The 16406-nt window shown below is 70.5% G+C and carries 16 protein-coding genes; 10 read left to right on the top strand and 6 right to left on the bottom strand.

From position 1 onward, the window contains the following. Nucleotides 1–142: 142 nt before the first annotated feature. From BLU84_RS12245 to BLU84_RS12255, 3 genes are read left to right on the top strand one after another with little or no spacing between them, the layout of a single operon-like run. Nucleotides 143–754 (top strand): bactofilin family protein, encoded by a 612-nt coding sequence (locus BLU84_RS12245; protein WP_074867197.1) that lies wholly within the window; start codon nt 143–145, stop codon nt 752–754. After that, nucleotides 751–1125: a hypothetical protein gene (locus BLU84_RS12250; RefSeq protein WP_074867199.1), complete on the top strand. Its 375-nt coding sequence runs from the start codon at nt 751–753 to the stop codon at nt 1123–1125. Before BLU84_RS12245 ends, BLU84_RS12250 begins: the two co-directional genes overlap by 4 nt. A gap of 38 nt (nt 1126–1163) precedes the next feature. Then, a complete protein-coding gene (locus BLU84_RS12255) occupies nt 1164–1706 on the top strand; it encodes a hypothetical protein (RefSeq protein WP_074867201.1) in 543 nt (180 codons plus the stop codon). Nucleotides 1707–1944: 238 nt separating this feature from the next. Here BLU84_RS12255 and BLU84_RS12260 read toward each other — a convergent pair whose 3' ends face one another. Genes BLU84_RS12260 through BLU84_RS12270 form a run of 3 tightly spaced genes read right to left on the bottom strand, consistent with a single transcriptional unit; the run spans nt 1945 to nt 4335 of the window. After that, the gene (locus tag BLU84_RS12260) at nt 1945–2187 is read right to left on the bottom strand and encodes a DUF6587 family protein (RefSeq protein WP_074867203.1); all 243 of its coding nucleotides are present in this window, start codon (nt 2185–2187) and stop codon (nt 1945–1947) included. 10 nt (nt 2188–2197) lie between these two features. Continuing rightward, nucleotides 2198–4069: a ferrous iron transporter B gene (feoB, locus tag BLU84_RS12265; RefSeq protein WP_074867891.1), complete on the bottom strand. Its 1872-nt coding sequence runs from the start codon at nt 4067–4069 to the stop codon at nt 2198–2200. A gap of 17 nt (nt 4070–4086) precedes the next feature. Then, nucleotides 4087–4335, bottom strand: a complete 249-nt coding sequence (locus BLU84_RS12270) for a FeoA family protein (RefSeq protein WP_074867205.1) — start codon at nt 4333–4335, stop codon at nt 4087–4089. A gap of 134 nt (nt 4336–4469) precedes the next feature. On the opposite strand from BLU84_RS12270, the gene BLU84_RS12275 reads away from it, so the two are divergent. From BLU84_RS12275 to BLU84_RS12300, 6 genes are all read left to right on the top strand, one after another. Beyond that, the gene (locus tag BLU84_RS12275; protein ID WP_074867207.1) at nt 4470–5252 is read left to right on the top strand and encodes an enoyl-CoA hydratase-related protein; all 783 of its coding nucleotides are present in this window, start codon (nt 4470–4472) and stop codon (nt 5250–5252) included. A gap of 901 nt (nt 5253–6153) precedes the next feature. Then, entirely contained in the window at nt 6154–8166 is a 2013-nt protein-coding gene (locus BLU84_RS12280; RefSeq protein ID WP_074867209.1) for an acetyl/propionyl/methylcrotonyl-CoA carboxylase subunit alpha, read from the top strand. 100 nt (nt 8167–8266) lie between these two features. After that, the gene (locus BLU84_RS12285; RefSeq protein WP_139174958.1) at nt 8267–8947 is read left to right on the top strand and encodes a hypothetical protein; all 681 of its coding nucleotides are present in this window, start codon (nt 8267–8269) and stop codon (nt 8945–8947) included. 119 nt (nt 8948–9066) lie between these two features. Then, nucleotides 9067–9693 (top strand): hypothetical protein, encoded by a 627-nt coding sequence (locus BLU84_RS12290; protein ID WP_074867213.1) that lies wholly within the window; start codon nt 9067–9069, stop codon nt 9691–9693. Beyond that, nucleotides 9690–10601, top strand: coding sequence for a hydroxymethylglutaryl-CoA lyase (locus BLU84_RS12295; RefSeq protein ID WP_074867215.1), 912 nt, complete (start codon nt 9690–9692; stop codon nt 10599–10601). The genes BLU84_RS12290 and BLU84_RS12295 overlap by 4 nt, the downstream gene beginning before the upstream one ends. Further along, nucleotides 10598–13156, top strand: a complete 2559-nt coding sequence (locus BLU84_RS12300; RefSeq protein ID WP_074867218.1) for a sensor domain-containing protein — start codon at nt 10598–10600, stop codon at nt 13154–13156. Before BLU84_RS12295 ends, BLU84_RS12300 begins: the two co-directional genes overlap by 4 nt. Nucleotides 13157–13338: 182 nt before the next feature. On the opposite strand, the gene BLU84_RS12305 is transcribed toward BLU84_RS12300, so the two are convergent. The 3 genes from BLU84_RS12305 to BLU84_RS12315 all read right to left on the bottom strand — a co-directional run bounded on the left by BLU84_RS12305 (nt 13339) and on the right by BLU84_RS12315 (nt 15351). Further along, on the bottom strand, nt 13339–13527 hold the full coding sequence (locus BLU84_RS12305; RefSeq protein ID WP_074867220.1) for a hypothetical protein: 189 nt from the start codon (nt 13525–13527) through the stop codon (nt 13339–13341). 358 nt (nt 13528–13885) lie between these two features. Continuing rightward, on the bottom strand, nt 13886–14416 hold the full coding sequence (locus BLU84_RS12310; RefSeq protein WP_074867222.1) for a hypothetical protein: 531 nt from the start codon (nt 14414–14416) through the stop codon (nt 13886–13888). Nucleotides 14417–14517: 101 nt separating this feature from the next. Further along, nucleotides 14518–15351: an aminotransferase class IV family protein gene (locus BLU84_RS12315; protein WP_074867224.1), complete on the bottom strand. Its 834-nt coding sequence runs from the start codon at nt 15349–15351 to the stop codon at nt 14518–14520. Nucleotides 15352–15452: 101 nt separating this feature from the next. Between BLU84_RS12315 and BLU84_RS12320 the strand changes: the two genes are divergently transcribed. After that, the gene (locus tag BLU84_RS12320; protein WP_074867226.1) at nt 15453–16406 is read left to right on the top strand and encodes a LysR substrate-binding domain-containing protein; all 954 of its coding nucleotides are present in this window, start codon (nt 15453–15455) and stop codon (nt 16404–16406) included.

The following is a 16406-nucleotide window of genomic DNA, read 5'->3' on the forward strand; positions in this document are numbered from 1 at the left end:
GCTCGAAACTGAATTCGCACGAGCCTTCGCAGGCACGCCGATTCGGTGATATTCATCACAGTGGGCGCTTCGTATCAGCGTGTTAGGCTCCAAAGTTCACGCGTGTCATCACCTGATCCCCCGACCTGAGGAACACCGCGTTATGGCCATTTTCAACCAGCCCGCCCCACCCAAGCGCGACACGCCGCTGCCGCCGCTGCAACCGGAAACCGCGCTCAAGAAAGAGCCCGACGCGACCACCGAGTTCAGCTTCGGCCAGCCCGCCGCGGCCGCTCCCGCGCCGATCAGCGCGCCGGCGCCGCAGCCCGCGCCGCAGCGTCCGCTCGAGCCGGCGCGCGAGCAGGTCAAGGAATCGCTGATCGCCTCCGACCTGACCATCGAAGGCAAGATCCACGGCGCCGGCCACATCCGCATCGCCGGCCGCTTCAAGGGCGATGTGCAGGTCGACGGCGACCTCACCGTCGAGCTCGGCGCCAAGGTCAACGGCGGCGTGCGCGCGCGCAAGGTCGTGATCGCCGGCGAGCTGGAAGGCAACATCGATTCGGCCCAGCGCGTGGAGCTGCTGGAGACCGGCGTGGTGGTCGGCGACGTCAAGGCCGGCACCGTCACCGTCGCCGCCGGCGCGCGCGTGCGCGGCCAGGTCGAGTTCGGCTGGGAAGACAGCGGCAAGTCGGTCGCGCGCAACGACAAGGGCGACGGCAAGAGCGACAAGGGCGACAAGAACGGCAAGGCGGAGACCGGCGCCGACTCATGAGCGCGCAACGCCAGGGCATGCCCGGGGCGACGCGCGTTTGTCCGCACTGCAAGGCGACGATCCTGGAATCGGCCAGCGTGTGCCCGGCCTGCCGGCACCACCTGCGCTTCGATTCCGACGCCAACGCGCTGGCGGCGAAACGGTTTTCGCCGCTGCGCGTGGAAGGCACCATCCGCCATCCGCCCAGCGACGGCGCCTGGGAGTATTCGATGGTGTTGTCGATCAAGAACGACCGCGGCGAAGAGATCACCCGCCAGGTCGTCGGCGTAGGCGCGCTGTTTTCGGGGGAAGAGCGCACCTTCACGCTGTCGGTCGAAGCGTTCGAAGCGGTCGGCTACAAAGCCGCCGGCAAAGGCCGGCTGCGCCGCTGAGCGGCGACGCGCCGGTGTCATAGGAAAGGATCCCGCCGATGTCGGAACCCGCATCGCTGTACGCCCGTTTCACCCTCAGCCACGAGCAGTACGAAGCCTTCATGAGCTCCGTGCCGGCGCGACCCTCGGGTTTCGCCGACTGGCAGTCCTGGTTCGACCGCCGCCAGATGAGCGGCGGCAGCCACGTCCCGCCGGAAATCCTGTCCGACCTGGAAGCGGCCAGCGTGGCCGAGGTCATCAAGGCTTGGCGCGAGGACGCCTGGACCGGCATGCCGCCGGTGGAGTACGACGAACTGCGCCGCACCTTGCGCATCGCCATGCTGCAGGCCTCGGAGAACTACCACGAGATGCTGCGCCTGCTGACGCCGCTGCGCGGCGCGGCGCGCTTCAACGATCCCGGCGCGGACGATTTCGTGGTGATCCTGGATTTCCTGTGGGAAGAGGAGCAGGAGATCGAGGCGTATGTGCGCTTCGCCGACGGCGCCAGCCGGTTCGAGCAAGAGTGCGCGCCGGAGCATCTGGAAGAGGCGCGCGGCTATCTGGGCGAGGCTTTGAGCTATCTGCAAAGCCGCGCGGGGTGAGTTCGGCCGGGTGCGCGCGCGGGGTTTAGCGTTGCGGTAATCGACCCGCGGGTTTCGACGTAATCGCAGTGTCGCGGTCGCGGCTCGCGCCGCTCCTAAAGGGGCTTCGGCTAGTCTCGTTTGCGACTGTAGGAGCGGCGCGAGCCGCGACCGCGACACTGCGCCGACCGCGAACCCCGCCTACCCCAGCCGCCCCACCCTATCGTCGGCGAAGCATCCCAGCGCCGACGAAAGCGTCTCAGTCCGACGGCCCGCAGTTATCGCACCCCGCGCAATTCGGCCCGCCCGCGCGCGCCGGCGGCGCGATGCGCTTGCCCAGCGCGCGCATCCACGCCGGCCGCCCGTCGCGCACCAGCGGCAGCGCGCAGGCGATGCGCAGGCGGCGCACGCCGCCGGGGAACTGCTTGCGCGCGACCACGACCGCGCTGACCAACACCGCGATCGCGATCACCACGTATTGCGCGAACAGACCGGCGCTCATCGCATCCTCCTCAGCCCGCGCCCAGCGCCACGGCGATCTGGTAGGTCGCGAACGACGCCAGGTACGCCAGCGCGAACAGATAGCCGGCGCTGATCGCCACCTGCTTCCACGAACCGGTCTCGCGCCGGATCGTGGCCAGGGTGGAGATGCATTGCGGCGCGTAGATGAACCACACCAGCAGCGACAGCGCGGTCGCCAGCGACCAGGTGTCGGTGATGATCGGGGTCAGCGCCTGCGCGGCCGCGTCGTCGTCGGCCGCCGACAGCGCGTACACCGTCGCCAGCGACGACACCGCCACTTCGCGCGCGGCCAGGCCCGGGATCAGCGCGATGCAGATCTGCCAGTTGAATCCGATCGGCGCGAACACCGCCGACAGCGCGTGGCCGATGCGGCCGGCGAAGCTGTAGTCGATCGCCGGCTGGGTCGCGCCTTCCGGCGCGCCGGGGAACGACAGCAGGAACCACAGCAGGATGGTCAGCGCCAGGATGATGCCGCCGACCCGGCGCAGGAAGATCCAGGCGCGTTCCCACAGGCCGATGGCCAGATCGCGCAGGTGCGGGATGCGGTAGGACGGCAGCTCCAGCAACAGCGGGTGCTCGCTCTTGTCGCGGCGCCACTTCTTCATCACCCACGACACCATCAGCGCGCTGACGATGCCGGCCATGTACAGGCCGAACAGCACCAGGCCCTGCAGGTTGAACGCGCCCCACACCTTCTGTTGCGGGATGAACGCGCCGATCAGCAGCGCGTACACCGGCAGCCGCGCCGAACAGGTCATCAGCGGCGCGACGATGATCGTGGCGAGGCGGTCGCGCGGATCCTGGATCGAGCGCGTGGCCATGATCCCGGGGATCGCGCAGGCGAAGCTCGACAGCAACGGAATGAACGAGCGCCCCGACAGGCCGGCGCCGGCCATCATCTTGTCGAGCAGGAACGCCGCGCGCGGCAGATAGCCCGATTCCTCCAGCGCCAGGATGAAGGCGAACAGGATCAGGATCTGCGGCAGGAACACGATCACCCCGCCGAGGCCGGCGATGACGCCGTCCACCAGCAGGCTGCGCAGCGGCCCGTCGGGCAGCAGCGCGCCGGTGTGTTCGCCGATCCAGGCGGTGCCGGCCTCGATCCCGTCCATCAGCGGCGTGGCCCAGGCGTACACCGCCTGGAAGATCAGGAACATCACCACCGCCAGCGACAACAGGCCCAGCACCGGATGCAGCAGCCAGCGATCGAGCGCGTCGTCGATCTTGGCGGTGCGGGTGGGCATGCTGACCGTCAGATCCAGCAGGCGGCGGGTTTCTGCGTGCAGGTCGGCGCCTTCGGCCAAGCGCGCGTGCGGCTCGTGCGGAGCGGCGGCGACCTGGTCGAGCGTGGCCACCAGCTCGCGCGCGCCGCCGCGCTTGACCGCGACGGTCGCCACCACCGGCACGCCGAGCTCGCTTTCCAGCGCGGCCAGGTCGATGCCGATGCCGCGGCGCTTGGCCGCGTCCATCATGTTGACCGCGACGATCATCGGCCGGCCGAGCTCGCGCAGTTCCAGCACGAAGCGCAGGTGCAGGCGCAGGTTGGTCGCATCGACCACGCACAGCAGCACGTCCGGCGCCGGTTCGCCCGGATAGAAGCCGCGCAGCACGTCGCGGGTGACCGCTTCGTCCAGGCTGGCGGCGCTGAGGCTGTAGGCGCCGGGCAGATCGAGCACTGCGTAATGGCGGCCCGAAGGCGCGTGCAGGCGGCCTTCCTTGCGCTCGACGGTGACGCCGGCGTAGTTGGCGACCTTCTGCCGGCTGCCGGTGAGCTGGTTGAACAGCGCGGTCTTGCCGCAGTTCGGATTGCCGACCAGGGCCACGCGCAGGTGCTGGTCGGCGGCCTCGCGCGGCGCGCTCATCGCGGGGGCGGCGGCGCTCATGCCCCGTTCTCCAGCGGTGTCACCCGCACCCGCGCCGCTTCGCTGCGGCGCAGGGCGAAGCGGGTGTAGCCGATCTGCACCAGCAGCGGCTCGGCGGCGACGGGGCCGGCGGCCATCACTTCCACCCGTTCGCCGGCGACGAAGCCGAGCTCGCGCAGGCGTCTGGCGATGGTGTCGTTCGGCGCTTGGTCGTCGACGGTCTCGACCGTGGCCGCGGTGCGGTGCGGCAATTCGGACAGCTTCAAAGGGGCGGCTTCCACGAAAAAGGTGGCGTCCCAAATGGGAATTGTTCTCATTCTAGCACCGACCGCCGTACAGGGGCGGAGGGAACAAGCTGAACGGTATCATTCGGCCAACTCTCACAAACTCCCCCGACCCGATGAACCATCCGCTGCTGAGCCTGCGCGACGGCCCCGTCGCCCGTTTGCGCCTGAACCGCCCCGACCTGCACAACGCTTTCGACGCCGTGCTGATCGCCGCCCTGACCGGCGCCCTGGAAGCCGCCGGCGCCGACGAAGGCGTGCGCGTGGTGGTGATCGAGGGCGAAGGCGCCTCGTTCTCGGCCGGCGCCGACCTGAACTGGATGCGCGGCATGGCTGCCGCCGGCGAGGCCGAGAACCGCGAGGACGCGCTGGCGCTGGCGCGGCTGATGCGCACCCTCAACGAGCTGCCCAAGCCGACCATCGCCCGCGTCCACGGCGCGGCCTTCGGCGGCGGCGTCGGCCTGGTGGCCTGCTGCGACATCGCCATCGGCGTGCCGGAGGCCAAGTTCGGCCTGACCGAGAGCAAGCTCGGCCTGTTGCCGGCGGTGATCTCGCCATACGTCATCGAGGCCATCGGCGCGCGCCAGGCGCGACGCTGGTTCGCCAGCGCGGAGATCTTCGACGCCGCGGTGGCGCAGAGCATCGGGCTGCTGCATCAGGTGGTGGCGGCCGATGCGCTGGACGCGGCGGTTGCGCGCCAGACCGGTTTGCTGCTCAAGGCGGGGCCGCATGCGGCGGCGACGGCGAAGGCGCTGGTGCGGCGGGTGGCGGGCGAGCGCGACGGGGCCAGGCTCGATGCCGACAACGCGGCGTTGATCGCGGGGTTGCGGGTGTCGGCGGAGGGGCAGGAAGGGTTGTCGGCGTTTTTGGACAAGCGGTCGCCGGGGTGGGTGGGCTGAGTTTGCGCGGCGTTGTGCTTTCGCCGCGGCCGCGTTGTCGCGGTTGCGGCTTGCTCGGCTCCTGCGGGGTTTGCGGTCGGTTTCGTATCCGACTGCAGGAGCGGCGCGAGCCGCGACTGCGAATACGCAACTACGACGAAGCCAAGACCGTAGCTGTGATTTCGCGGTCGCGACTTGCGTCGCTCCTACAGGGTCTCCGGCGAGTTTCGTATCTCCCTGTAGGAGCGACGCAAGTCGCGACCAACCGCAGCGACGTGGCTCCGCCGAACTCGCCCGAAGACCCGAAGCTCCCACGCCGTCATTCCGGTGAAAGCCGGAATCCATTTTGACTTGGCTCCTGCTTCTCTCGTTGCGACGCGTGATGACAAGCCAAGATCAACAGCTTCCGTCCGCAAGCGGCCGGGTCACTTTCTTTGTCTTGCCAAAGAAAGTAACCAAAGAAAGGCGCTTTCCCTGTTTTCGAATCAAGAGCCACTAAGGTTCAGTGCGTTCGCAGGGATGCGCCACACAGGCCATCCATGGCCTGGGTGGCGCACGGCGCACATCCTGTGCGCCGCCCTATCGGGTCTACGCTTGCCTGTGGCGAGTTCGGGGCGGCGGGGGGAGCTAGAGACAAGAGCTAGGCCAAGGGCAAGAACAAAGGCAACAGCGATCGTGCGGGGCCGCAGGCCTATCGAGCGCCAAACACCGCCCCACCCAACACCGCACCGTATGGCACGCCCAAGCGGCCACCAAACCGCCTAATCGGGGCTTCGGTCGCGCAAACCGCGTCCCCCGCCGGCGCCATGAGGCGACAGCCGCGGCCGCATCGGTGAAAATCCCCCTATCGCGCCGGTCCGCCGTCGCGGCGGTTCGTCTTCCCTTCCACGCGCGCGTGCGCGCACCGACCTGCGAAGTGCCCATGTTCGAGAAGATCTTGATCGCCAATCGCGGCGAAATCGCCTGTCGGGTGATCCGCACCTGCCGCAAGCTCGGCATCCGCACCGTCGCGGTCTATTCCGAAGCCGACGCCGATGCCCAGCACGTGCGCCAGGCCGATGAGGCCTATCCCATCGGCGGGCCGCGCCCGGCCGAGAGTTATCTGCGCGGCGATGCGATCCTCGAAGTCGCCCGCCTCAGCGGCGCGCAGGCGATCCATCCGGGCTACGGCTTCCTCAGCGAGAACGCCGACTTCGCCGACGCGGTCGAGGCCGCCGGCATCGCCTTCATCGGCCCCAAGGCCGCCTCGATGCGCAAGATGGGCAGCAAGGCCGGCGCCAAGGAACTGATGCAGGCCGCCGGTGTGCCGGTGGTGCCGGGCTACACCGGCGCAGACCAGGATCCCGCCCTGCTCCAGCGCGAAGCCGACCGCATCGGCTATCCGCTGATGATCAAGGCCGCCCACGGCGGCGGCGGCAAGGGCATGCGCATCGTGCGCGAGGCCGGCGAGTTCGCCGCCAACCTGGAAAGCTGCCAGCGCGAAGCGCGCAACGCCTTCGGCCGCGACCGGGTGCTGCTGGAGCGCTACGTCGAGCGCCCGCGCCACATCGAGATCCAGATCTTCGGCGACAACAACGGCCAGGTAATCCACCTCAACGAGCGCGAATGCTCGGCCCAGCGCCGCTACCAGAAGGTGCTGGAAGAATCGCCCTCGCCGTTCCTGAGCCCCGAACAGCGCGCGCAGATGGGCGCCGCCGCGGTCCAGGCCGGCCACGCCATCGATTACGTCAACGCCGGCACGGTCGAGTTCATCGTCGGCCAGGACGGCGCGTTCTACTTCATGGAAATCAACACCCGCCTGCAGGTCGAGCACCCGGTGACCGAACTGGTCACCGGCCTGGATCTGGTCGAATGGCAGCTGCGCGTGGCCGCGGGCGAAGCGCTGCCGCTGGCGCAGGACGCCATCGTCCAGCGCGGCCACGCCATCGAGGTGCGCCTGTACGCCGAAGACCCGGAAGCCGGCTTCCTGCCCGGCTCGGGCAAGCTCGAGCGCCTGCGCCTGCCGGCCGCCGACGCGCATGTGCGCCTGGATTCGGGCGTGATCGAAGGCGACACGGTGACGATCTTCTACGACCCGATGATCGCCAAGCTGATCGTGTTCGACAGCGACCGCCCGCGCGCGCTGGCGCGGCTGCGCGCGGCGCTGGCCGACAGCGAGATCGCCGGGCCGAAGTCGAACATCGAATTCCTCGAGCGGCTGGCGCGGCATCCGGCGGTGGTCGAAGGCACCATCGACACCGGTTATCTCGACCGCCACCTCGACGAATTCATGTCGGCCGCGACGGCCGACGAAGCCGCCGACGCCGACCTGCTGGCCGGCGCCGCGGTGGCGGCGCTGCTGACCCAGGAGCGCAACACCCGCATCGACGCCGCAGCATCCAACGACCCGACCTCGCCCTGGGCCATCGCCGACGGCTGGCGCCTGGGCCACGGCGGCCGCCGCAGCCTGGCGTTCGCGCGCCGCGACCAGCGCCTGGAACTGTCGGCGCACGGCAGCGCCGGCGACTACCGCATCGACGGCCTCGGCGAGGCCGCGGTGGACGTGCGCGGCGCGCGCCTGGACGGCGACGAGCTGAGCCTGCGCATCGACGGCCGCATGCGCCGCCTGCGCACGCTCGGCGACGGCGCGCGCGTGGTCGTGCACGACGGCGAACGCCGCCTGCGCCTGGAGGCGGTGCCGGTGTACCGCCACGAAAGCGCCGCCGCCGGCGGTTCGGGCCACAGCGTCAACGCGCCGATGCCGGGCCGCGTGGTGGTGGTCAAGGCCGCGCCGGGCGACAGCGTCGAGGCCGGCCAGGAAGTGATGGTGATCGAGGCGATGAAGATGGAGCTGAGCCTGAAGGCGCCGCGCGCCGGCGTCATCGCCGAAATCCGCGCCGCCGCCGGCGACTTCGTCGAAGCCGACGCGGTGTTGGCGACGCTGGAAAGCGCTTGAACGCCTGAGCGCAGGGACGATTCGCACACCGGCCGGAAGCGCCGGACGCCGCCGCCGAGTCCCGGCGGCGGATTCGCGCATTTCTAAGGAGGGAAGCTCCATGCATCGTCGCCCAGCAGGTTTCGATCGATTGCGCCGTTGCGCGAGCGCGCTGTGCGCCCCGCTCGCAGCGCTGTGCCTGGCCGCGGCGCTCGGCGGCTGCCTGCCCGCGGAGAATCCGCCGTCGGCCGCGCAACCCTGCGACCCGGCGCTGGTCGGCGACTGGGGCCTGGTCGAAGGCGAGGGCTTCGAGCGTGCGCCGATCACCGACCCCGCGCTGTTCGGCCGCGACGGCGAGCAGCGCCTGCGCATCGACGCGCACTGCCGCGCTTACCTGCCGCCCAAGCAGTACCTGCGCCAAGTGGATCTGGCGGTGTTCAAGGCCGACGGACAGCGCTACCTGGGCCTGCGCCTCGTCGATTGGCGCACGTTGATGCTCGGCCCCAAGCAAGCGCGCGATTCCGACACCGAACAGGCCCAGGCGCGCTTTCCGCATCTGGTCGTGCTGATGCGCTATCGCGCCGACGCAGGCTCGCTGACCGTGGACGCCGGCGACGGCGATGCGCTCAAGCGCTGGGTCGCGCAGCGCAACCAGCAACAGGCGAGCGACCCGGAGCAGTCTGCCGACTTCCTCAACGGCGACGCCCGCAGCATCCGCAAGCAACTGCGCGCGCATCCCGAGCTGTTCCCGGGCGGCAAGACCCTCTACCGGTTCGAGCGCATTCCCGCGGCCGCGCGCTGAGTCGCGACGCTGGCGGGCCCGGCCGCTCTGGCGGCCGCCGGGGCGGCCCTGCGGCGACCGGATCGCAGTATTCTTTGCCGTTAAGGACGTTTGTCCCCTCTTCCCGGCCACGGCCCGCCATGAACGCCTCGCCCTTCCGCCTTCGCGCGTCCGTCCTGCCGCGGCTCGGCGCCGCCGCAGTGTTCGCCTGCCTGAGCCTGCTCGGCGGTTGCGTCGCCTTCGAGCGCGCGCCGGTGGCCGAGCTGCGCTGCGACCCGGATCTGGCCGGCGCCTGGACGGTCAAGGCCGGCGGCAACGCGCACAAGACCGTGCACGTCGACGCGCGCTGCCGCAGCACCGACTGGCCCGGCATGGGCGACAAGCCGACGACGCTGGACCTGACCGGCTTCACCATCGGCCGCGACCGCTACATCGCACTCACGCCCGAGCAAGCCCAGCGCGCGATCGGCGCCGACACCGGCAGCCTCACCGCCACCGCGCCCAAGGGTTCGATGTTCCTGGTGCTGTACCGCTTCAATGCCCAGGGCGGCCTGGACGCGTGGCTGCCCGACCCGCAACGCGCGCTCGACGCGATCGCCCGCGGCGAGCTCGCCGGACGCAAGCTCGACGACCGCTTCGCCCTGGTCCAGGGCGATCCCGAGCAGCTGCGCGATACCCTCGCGCAACACCCCGATCTCTTGTACGACACCGACAGAAAGGCCATGGTGTTCGAACGCGCCAAGGCCGCCCGCCAGGATTCCCCATGAGCCAGCCCTTGCCCTATCCCGCCAGCGTGCGCATCGTCGAAGTCGGCCCGCGCGACGGCCTGCAGAACGAAAAGGCGCAGATCGCCACCGCCGACAAGATCGCCCTGATCGACCGCCTCTCGGCCACCGGCCTGCGCAGCATCGAGGCGACCAGCTTCGTCAGCCCCAAGTGGGTGCCGCAGCTGGCCGACGCGGCCGAGGTGTTTTCCGGCATCCAGCGCAAGCCCGGCGTGCACTACCCGGTGCTGGTGCCCAACGAACAAGGCTACGAGCGCGCGCGCGCGGTCGGCGTGGAAGAGATCGCGGTGTTCACCGCCGCCTCGGAAGCCTTCAACCGCACCAACATCAACGCCTCCATCGACGAATCGCTGCAACGCTTCGCGCCGGTGATGGCGCGCGCCAAGGCCGACGGCGTGGCGGTGCGCGGCTACGTCTCCACCGTGCTCGGCTGCCCCTACCAGGGCGAGGTGCCGGTGCGCGACGTGGTGCGGGTGGCGCGCGCGCTGCACGAGATGGGCTGCTACGAAATTTCCCTCGGCGACACCATCGGCGTCGGCACGCCGGGCAAGGCCCGCGCGATGTTCAAGGCGGTGGCCAGCGAAGTGCCGGTGGCCGCGCTGGCGGTGCATTTCCACGACACCTACGGCCAGGCGCTGTCGAACATCCTGTCCTGCCTGGAAGAAGGCGTGGCGGTGGTCGACTCGGCCGTGTCCGGCACCGGCGGCTGCCCTTACGCCAAGGGCGCCAGCGGCAACGTCGCCAGCGAGGACGTGGTCTACATGCTGCACGGCCTGGGCATCCACACCGGCGTCGACCTGCCCGCGCTGGCCGAGACCGGCCGCTGGCTGGCCGCCCTGCTCGGCCGCGAGACCGGCAGCAAGGTCGGCAAGGCCCTGGCGGCGGCGTGAAGCCGCAAGCGCCCGCGGCCGACAGCGACCGCGGCGCCGCGGACGCGGCGCCGGTCGACGCGCTGGCCGCGATGCAAGCCGCGCTGGACGATCCGCAACTGCCCGCGCACCTGCGCGCGCAACTCGAACGCGCCGCCGACGCGCTGCGCGGCGAGCGCCACCACGCCGCGCTGTACCGCGAAGCCTTCGACGCCATCCCCGATCTGGTCACCGTGCTCGACGAAGACGGCACGGTGGTGGAGATCAACCGCAACGGCATGGGCGCGCACCGGCGCCTGCGCGAGGACATCGTCGGCCAGCCGATCCACGTGCTCAACCCGGAGCTGCCCGAAGACCACCTCGCGCCGGTGTGGGAAACCCTCAACCGCGGCGGCAGCTACATCATCGAGGTCACCAACAAACGCGGCGACGGCACCCGCTTCCCGGTGGAAGTGCATTCGGCCGGTTTCATCCACGACGGCGCGCGCCGGATCATCGCGGTCGCGCGCGACCTCAGCAGCCGCGAAGAGAGCGAGCTGCGCTTCCGCGAGCTGGTCGAGTCCATCGACCGCGGCCTGATCGTGCAGGACGACGCGCTGCGCATCGTCTACGCCAACAGCGCGGCGATGCGCCTGCTGTCGCTGCACAACGGCGACAGCATCGCCGAGGAACTGCGCTCCGGCGACTGGATGGTGGTGGACGAACGCGGCCACGAACTGCCGCCGGAGCACTACCCCTCGCGGCTGGCGCTGGACAGCGGCGCGGTGGTCAACAGCACCGTGCTCGGCCTCTACCACCGCGTGCGCCGCGAACTGATCTGGCTGTCGATCACCGCCGTACCGCAGTTCCCGCCCGGCGGCGACCGCCCGCACCAGGTGTTCGCGCTGTTCTCCAACATCACCGAACTCAAGCGCGACAGCGCCCTGTTCGACCGCGCCCAGGCCCTGGCCCAGATCGGCGGCTGGGAATGGGACGCCGGCCGCGACCGGCTGTATCTCACCTTCGAAGCCCAGCGTATCCTCGGCCGCGACCCCGCGCCGACCCGGATCGAGGAACTGATCGGCTGCCTGCTGCCGCTGGACCGCCACCGCCTGCGCAACACGCTCGAACGCACCCTCGCCGGCGGCCGTAGCCTGGACCTGGAGCTGCAAGGCCTGCGCGCCGACGGCAGCGTGTTCTGGGTGCGCGCGATCGCCGACGCCGGCGTCGGCGACGTGGTCCGGCAAGTGCTGACCGGCACCCTGCAGGACATCACCGAACGCAAGCTCGAAGAAGAGCAGTTGCGCATCCAGGCGCGCAGCGATCCGCTCACCGGCCTGCTCAACCGCGACGCGGTGCAGGACGAACTCGAACGCCGACTGGACGCGTTCCCGCACGCGCCGCTGGCGGTGCTGTACATCGACCTGGACCGCTTCAAAGTGGTCAACGACATCCTCGGCCACGCCGCCGGCGACCGCCTGCTGGCCTCGGCCGCGCGCCGCATCCGCCACGCGGTCGGCGACCGCGCCCAGATCGCCCGCTTCGGCGGCGACGAATTCCTGGTGGTGTGCTCGCTCGACGGCGACCCGACCCACGCCGAGCGCCTGGCCGACGCGATCCTGGCGATCTTCGGCGACACCTTCCGCGTCGACGGCGAGGAATTCACCATCACCGCCAGCATCGGCATCGCCCAGTCGCCGCTGGACGGCCGCACCGCGCAGCAGCTGATCCAGAGCGCCGACGTGGCCATGTACGACAGCAAGCGCCGCGGCCGCAACAGCTGGCAGGCCTTCACCCCGGAACTGGCCGAACAGCAATTGCATCGCCTGCAACTGGAAACCCACCTGCGCCGGGCCGTGCACAACGACGAGTTCCACCTGGTCTACCAGCCGCAGGTGAACCTGCACGACGGCCGCGTGGTCGCCGCCGAGGCCCTGATCCGCTGGCGCAACCGCTCGCTCGGCGAGATGAGCCCGGACCGCTTCATCGACCACGCCGAAACCACCGGCGACATCGTCGGCATCGGCGGCTGGGTGCTGCACGAAGCCTGCCGCCAGCTGCGCCAATGGCGCGACCAGGGCCTGGCCATCGAGCGCATCGCGGTCAACGTCTCCTATCGCCAGTTCCTCGGCGACGACCTCGGCCACACCGTCGCCGCCGCGCTGGCCGCGCACGGCCTGCCCGGCAGCGCGCTGGAGCTGGAATTCACCGAGCGCGTGCTGATCGAAGACGCGCCCGACACCGTGCGCACCTTCGCCCGCTTGCGCGAACTCGGGGTCAGCCTGTCGATCGACGATTTCGGCGAGGGCTACAGCGCGCTCAACTACATCCGCCGCCTGCCGATCCACGGGCTCAAGCTCAGCCAACTGTTCGTGCAGGGCGTGCCGGACAACCAGTCCGATGTCGCGGTCTGCCAGGCGGTGACCGGCATCGCCCGCAGCCTCGGCCTGGGCCTGGTGGCCGAAGGCGTGGAAACCCAGCGCCAGCGCGCGTTCCTGCGCGAACTGGGCGTGCTGATCGGCCAGGGCTTCCTGTTCGCGCCCGGCCTGGCGCCGGACGAACTGCGCGATTACTGCCTGGCGCAAACGCCGCACTGACCCGCGCAAGCCGCGTATCCGACTGTAGGAGCTGCGCGAGCTGCGACCGCGACATCCGGCGTGCGTCGCAAGCGAGGTTTCGCGGTCGCAGCTTGCGCAGCTCCTACAGTCGGACTTCCGTTGTCCTGGCGATCATTGCGACGAAGCGCTCCGCCGCGGCGGAGCGCTTCGCGCCGCAGCACTTACGGAATCATGCAACAGCTATGGCGGTCGCCACCGTAAGTGCAACCGGCCCGGCACGTACAGCCGGTTTCCGGGCTCACGCACTTGCCGTCGACGAAGGTGGGCTGCACCGCCACCGCACCGAAGCTGAAAGACCCTGCGATAGCGAACGCCAGCAGCGCCGACTTCATCCGCGAACCGATCTTCATTTGCGTCTCCTGATGGGAACCGCGCGCAACCGTCCCTGGCCCGCAACGCGGCGGCTTGAGAGCGACCTCCTTGTCCGGTTCGGTACGACGGGGGGAGTACGGCACTGCGAACGCGACGCGCCCGCACCGGAGCCGAGGGCCAGCCTGCCAGAGGCCGGCGCGGCCGCATGCAAGGGCGACGCGCATGCAATGCCAAGCCGCACAGGCCGTCACGTTCGCGCGCGCCGCGGGGGCGGTGGCGCGCGGTGCGGCGCCATGGCGAGAACGCGATGAGTCCTCGCACGATCGTTCGTCGCGAGCCCGGTCCGTGAAGGATCGGCCCGCGAATATCCAGCCGGAAAAAACCCGCCGGAAGAACTCAGTCCTTGAAACAGCCGCCCAGCAGCGGATTCAGCACGCCGCCGATCTTCTGCGCCGCGAGCGGATTGGACGACACCGTCGCTGCGCGCAGCTTCTTGTACGCCGGCGAATCCATGACCGCCTTGGCCCGCGCCCACTCGTCCGGGGTGAAAGCCTTGTCCGGATCGGCGTTGACCAGCATCGCCGCCTGGTACTTGGCGCCGAGCGCGCTGGCGTAGAAGGTTTCCAGCGCGGCGCGGTCCTCGGCGCCGAGGCTGGCCTCGATCACCTGCTGCACCGGCGCGGCCACCGCGTCGGGGGCGATGGCCTGCACGCACTGGATCTGCGCCGGCTTGGCGCTGCGATCCTGCTGCGCGCCCTGGCGGATGCCGGCGAGGATGCCCGCCGACACCGCGCGCGCGGTGGCGCTGGCGGCCGGTGCGGCATCGGCGGGCTTGGCCGGCGCCGGCACCGCCGGTTCGAGCGCATGCGCGGCGAAGGCGGCGCTCAGGAGGACGGACAGCGACAACAGCGAGGCGGCGCGGAGCATGCGGTTTCCCGTGGCGGAAGCGGCCGCGCGACACGGCGGCGATGCCGGCGACGATACCGCAGCGGCCGCGCCGGGTCATGCCCCGCCGGCGCGGACGCCGCTCACGGCGCCTGCGCGGGCTCGGCGGCGAAGGCAGCGTGCAGCAGGCGCAGGAACTCCGGCGCCGGCGCCCAGGCGGTCTCGCCGATGCGGTTCACCGCCACGCCGGGCGTCCACGAGTTCATCACCGCCGCGCCCTGCAGCGCCGGCAGATCGGCCTGCGTCAACGCCTGCTCGCGCTGCGGCACGCCCTGGCGTTCGAGCTGGCGGCGCACGATGCCCTGAGTGGTGCCGACCAGCATCGGCGCCTGCGGCCACACCACCGCCGCGCCGTCCCAGAACGCCAGATTCCAGATCGTCGCCTCGCTGAAACGGCCGGCGCGGTCGAGGAAGGCGGCATCGTCGAAGCCCGCGGCGATCGCGCGGCGCAAGTGATACGTCTTGGCGATTTCGCCCACGTGCTTGAGCTGCGGCAACACCCGCTCGTGCTCCACCGCGATCAGCGCCAACGGCCCGCGCGGCCCGTCGGACGGCGGCGCGGTGCGCACCAACACGCGCGGCGCGGCGCCGTCGTCGCCGGCGGTGAACTCGCCGGCCGGCTGGAATACGGTCGCGGTCAGCGACAGATCGGCCGGCGAATGGCGCAGCGCTTCGCGCAGATACCCCAGCACGACGTCGTTGGGCACGGCGCGGCCGTACAGCTGCAGCGAGGCCTCGCGCAGCCGGCGCAAATGCAGATCGAGCCCGCGCACGCGGCCGTCGCGGACCTGCATCGCGGTGAAATGGGCGTGGCCGGCGAAGGCCAGCGGCGCCAGCGCGGCGGCATCGGCATCGCGGCCGTCGATCTGGGCCACGGCGGCGAAGCCGGCGGTTGCGGTAGTGGTGGAAACGGACATCGGAACACTCCGGGAGGACGATGCCGTGGACTATCGAAGATTGACCGCGCGCAGGGAAACGAGTACTTCTCGGCCCACCGTTGAATTTCGCTTGAAGATCGATGCCACGCTCCCTGCCGGGCACCCGCGCCCTGCGCACCTTCGACGCCGCCGCGCGGCATCTCAACTTCACTCGCGCCGCCGAGGAAGTCGGGTTGACGCCGGCTGCGGTGAGCTACCAGATCAAGGAAATCGAAGAACAACTGGGCGTGACCCTGTTCGTGCGCAACAGCCGCAGCATCCAGCTCACCGCCGCCGGCGCCGAGTTGCACCGCGCCGCGGTCGAGGCGCTGGGCACGCTGCAGCGCGCGCTCGGCCGCGCCCAGCGGCTGGAGCGCGGCGACGGCCCGCTGCGGCTGTCGCTGAGCGCGCGCCTGGCCAGCAACTGGCTGCTGCCGCGGTTGCCGCGGTTCAAGGCCGCGCATCCGGATCTGGCGCTGAGCTTCGATGTCAGCGACGAGCTGCGCGACTTCGACGCCGACGGCATCGACCTGGCGATCCGCTTCGGCGCCGGCAACGACGCCGGCCTGCGCAGCGAGCGCCTGTTCGCGCCGACCATCGTCGCAGTGGCCAGCCCCGCCCTGCTTGAGCGCGCCGCGCCAATGCCGCAACCGCGCGATCTGCTCGAACGCGGCCTGTGCCTGAGCCACGTGGTCTGGCGCAGCGGCGAAATGGTCTGGCCGGCCTGGAACCAGTGGCTGGCCGCAGCCGGCATCGACGCCGCAGCGTTCGACGCCCACGCCTGCCTGGGGTTCGCCGATTCGGCGCACGTGGTCCAGGCCGCGCTCGACGGGCATGCGGTAGGGCTGGTCGAACTGGAACTGATCGACGCCGATCTCGCCCAGGGCCGGCTGGTGCGGCTGTTCGACGTTGCCGTGCCGATGCCGCGCGGTTACGCCTATCGCGTCGTCCACAGTGCGCAGCGCGACGACGACGAGCGCATTGTCGCGCTGCGCGATTGGCTGGTGGCCGAGGCGGCGGCGATGACTACGGCCGCGCCCGACTTCCATCGCTAG

The organism is Lysobacter enzymogenes, assembly GCF_900106525.1.
GTDB lineage: Bacteria > Pseudomonadota > Gammaproteobacteria > Xanthomonadales > Xanthomonadaceae > Lysobacter > Lysobacter enzymogenes.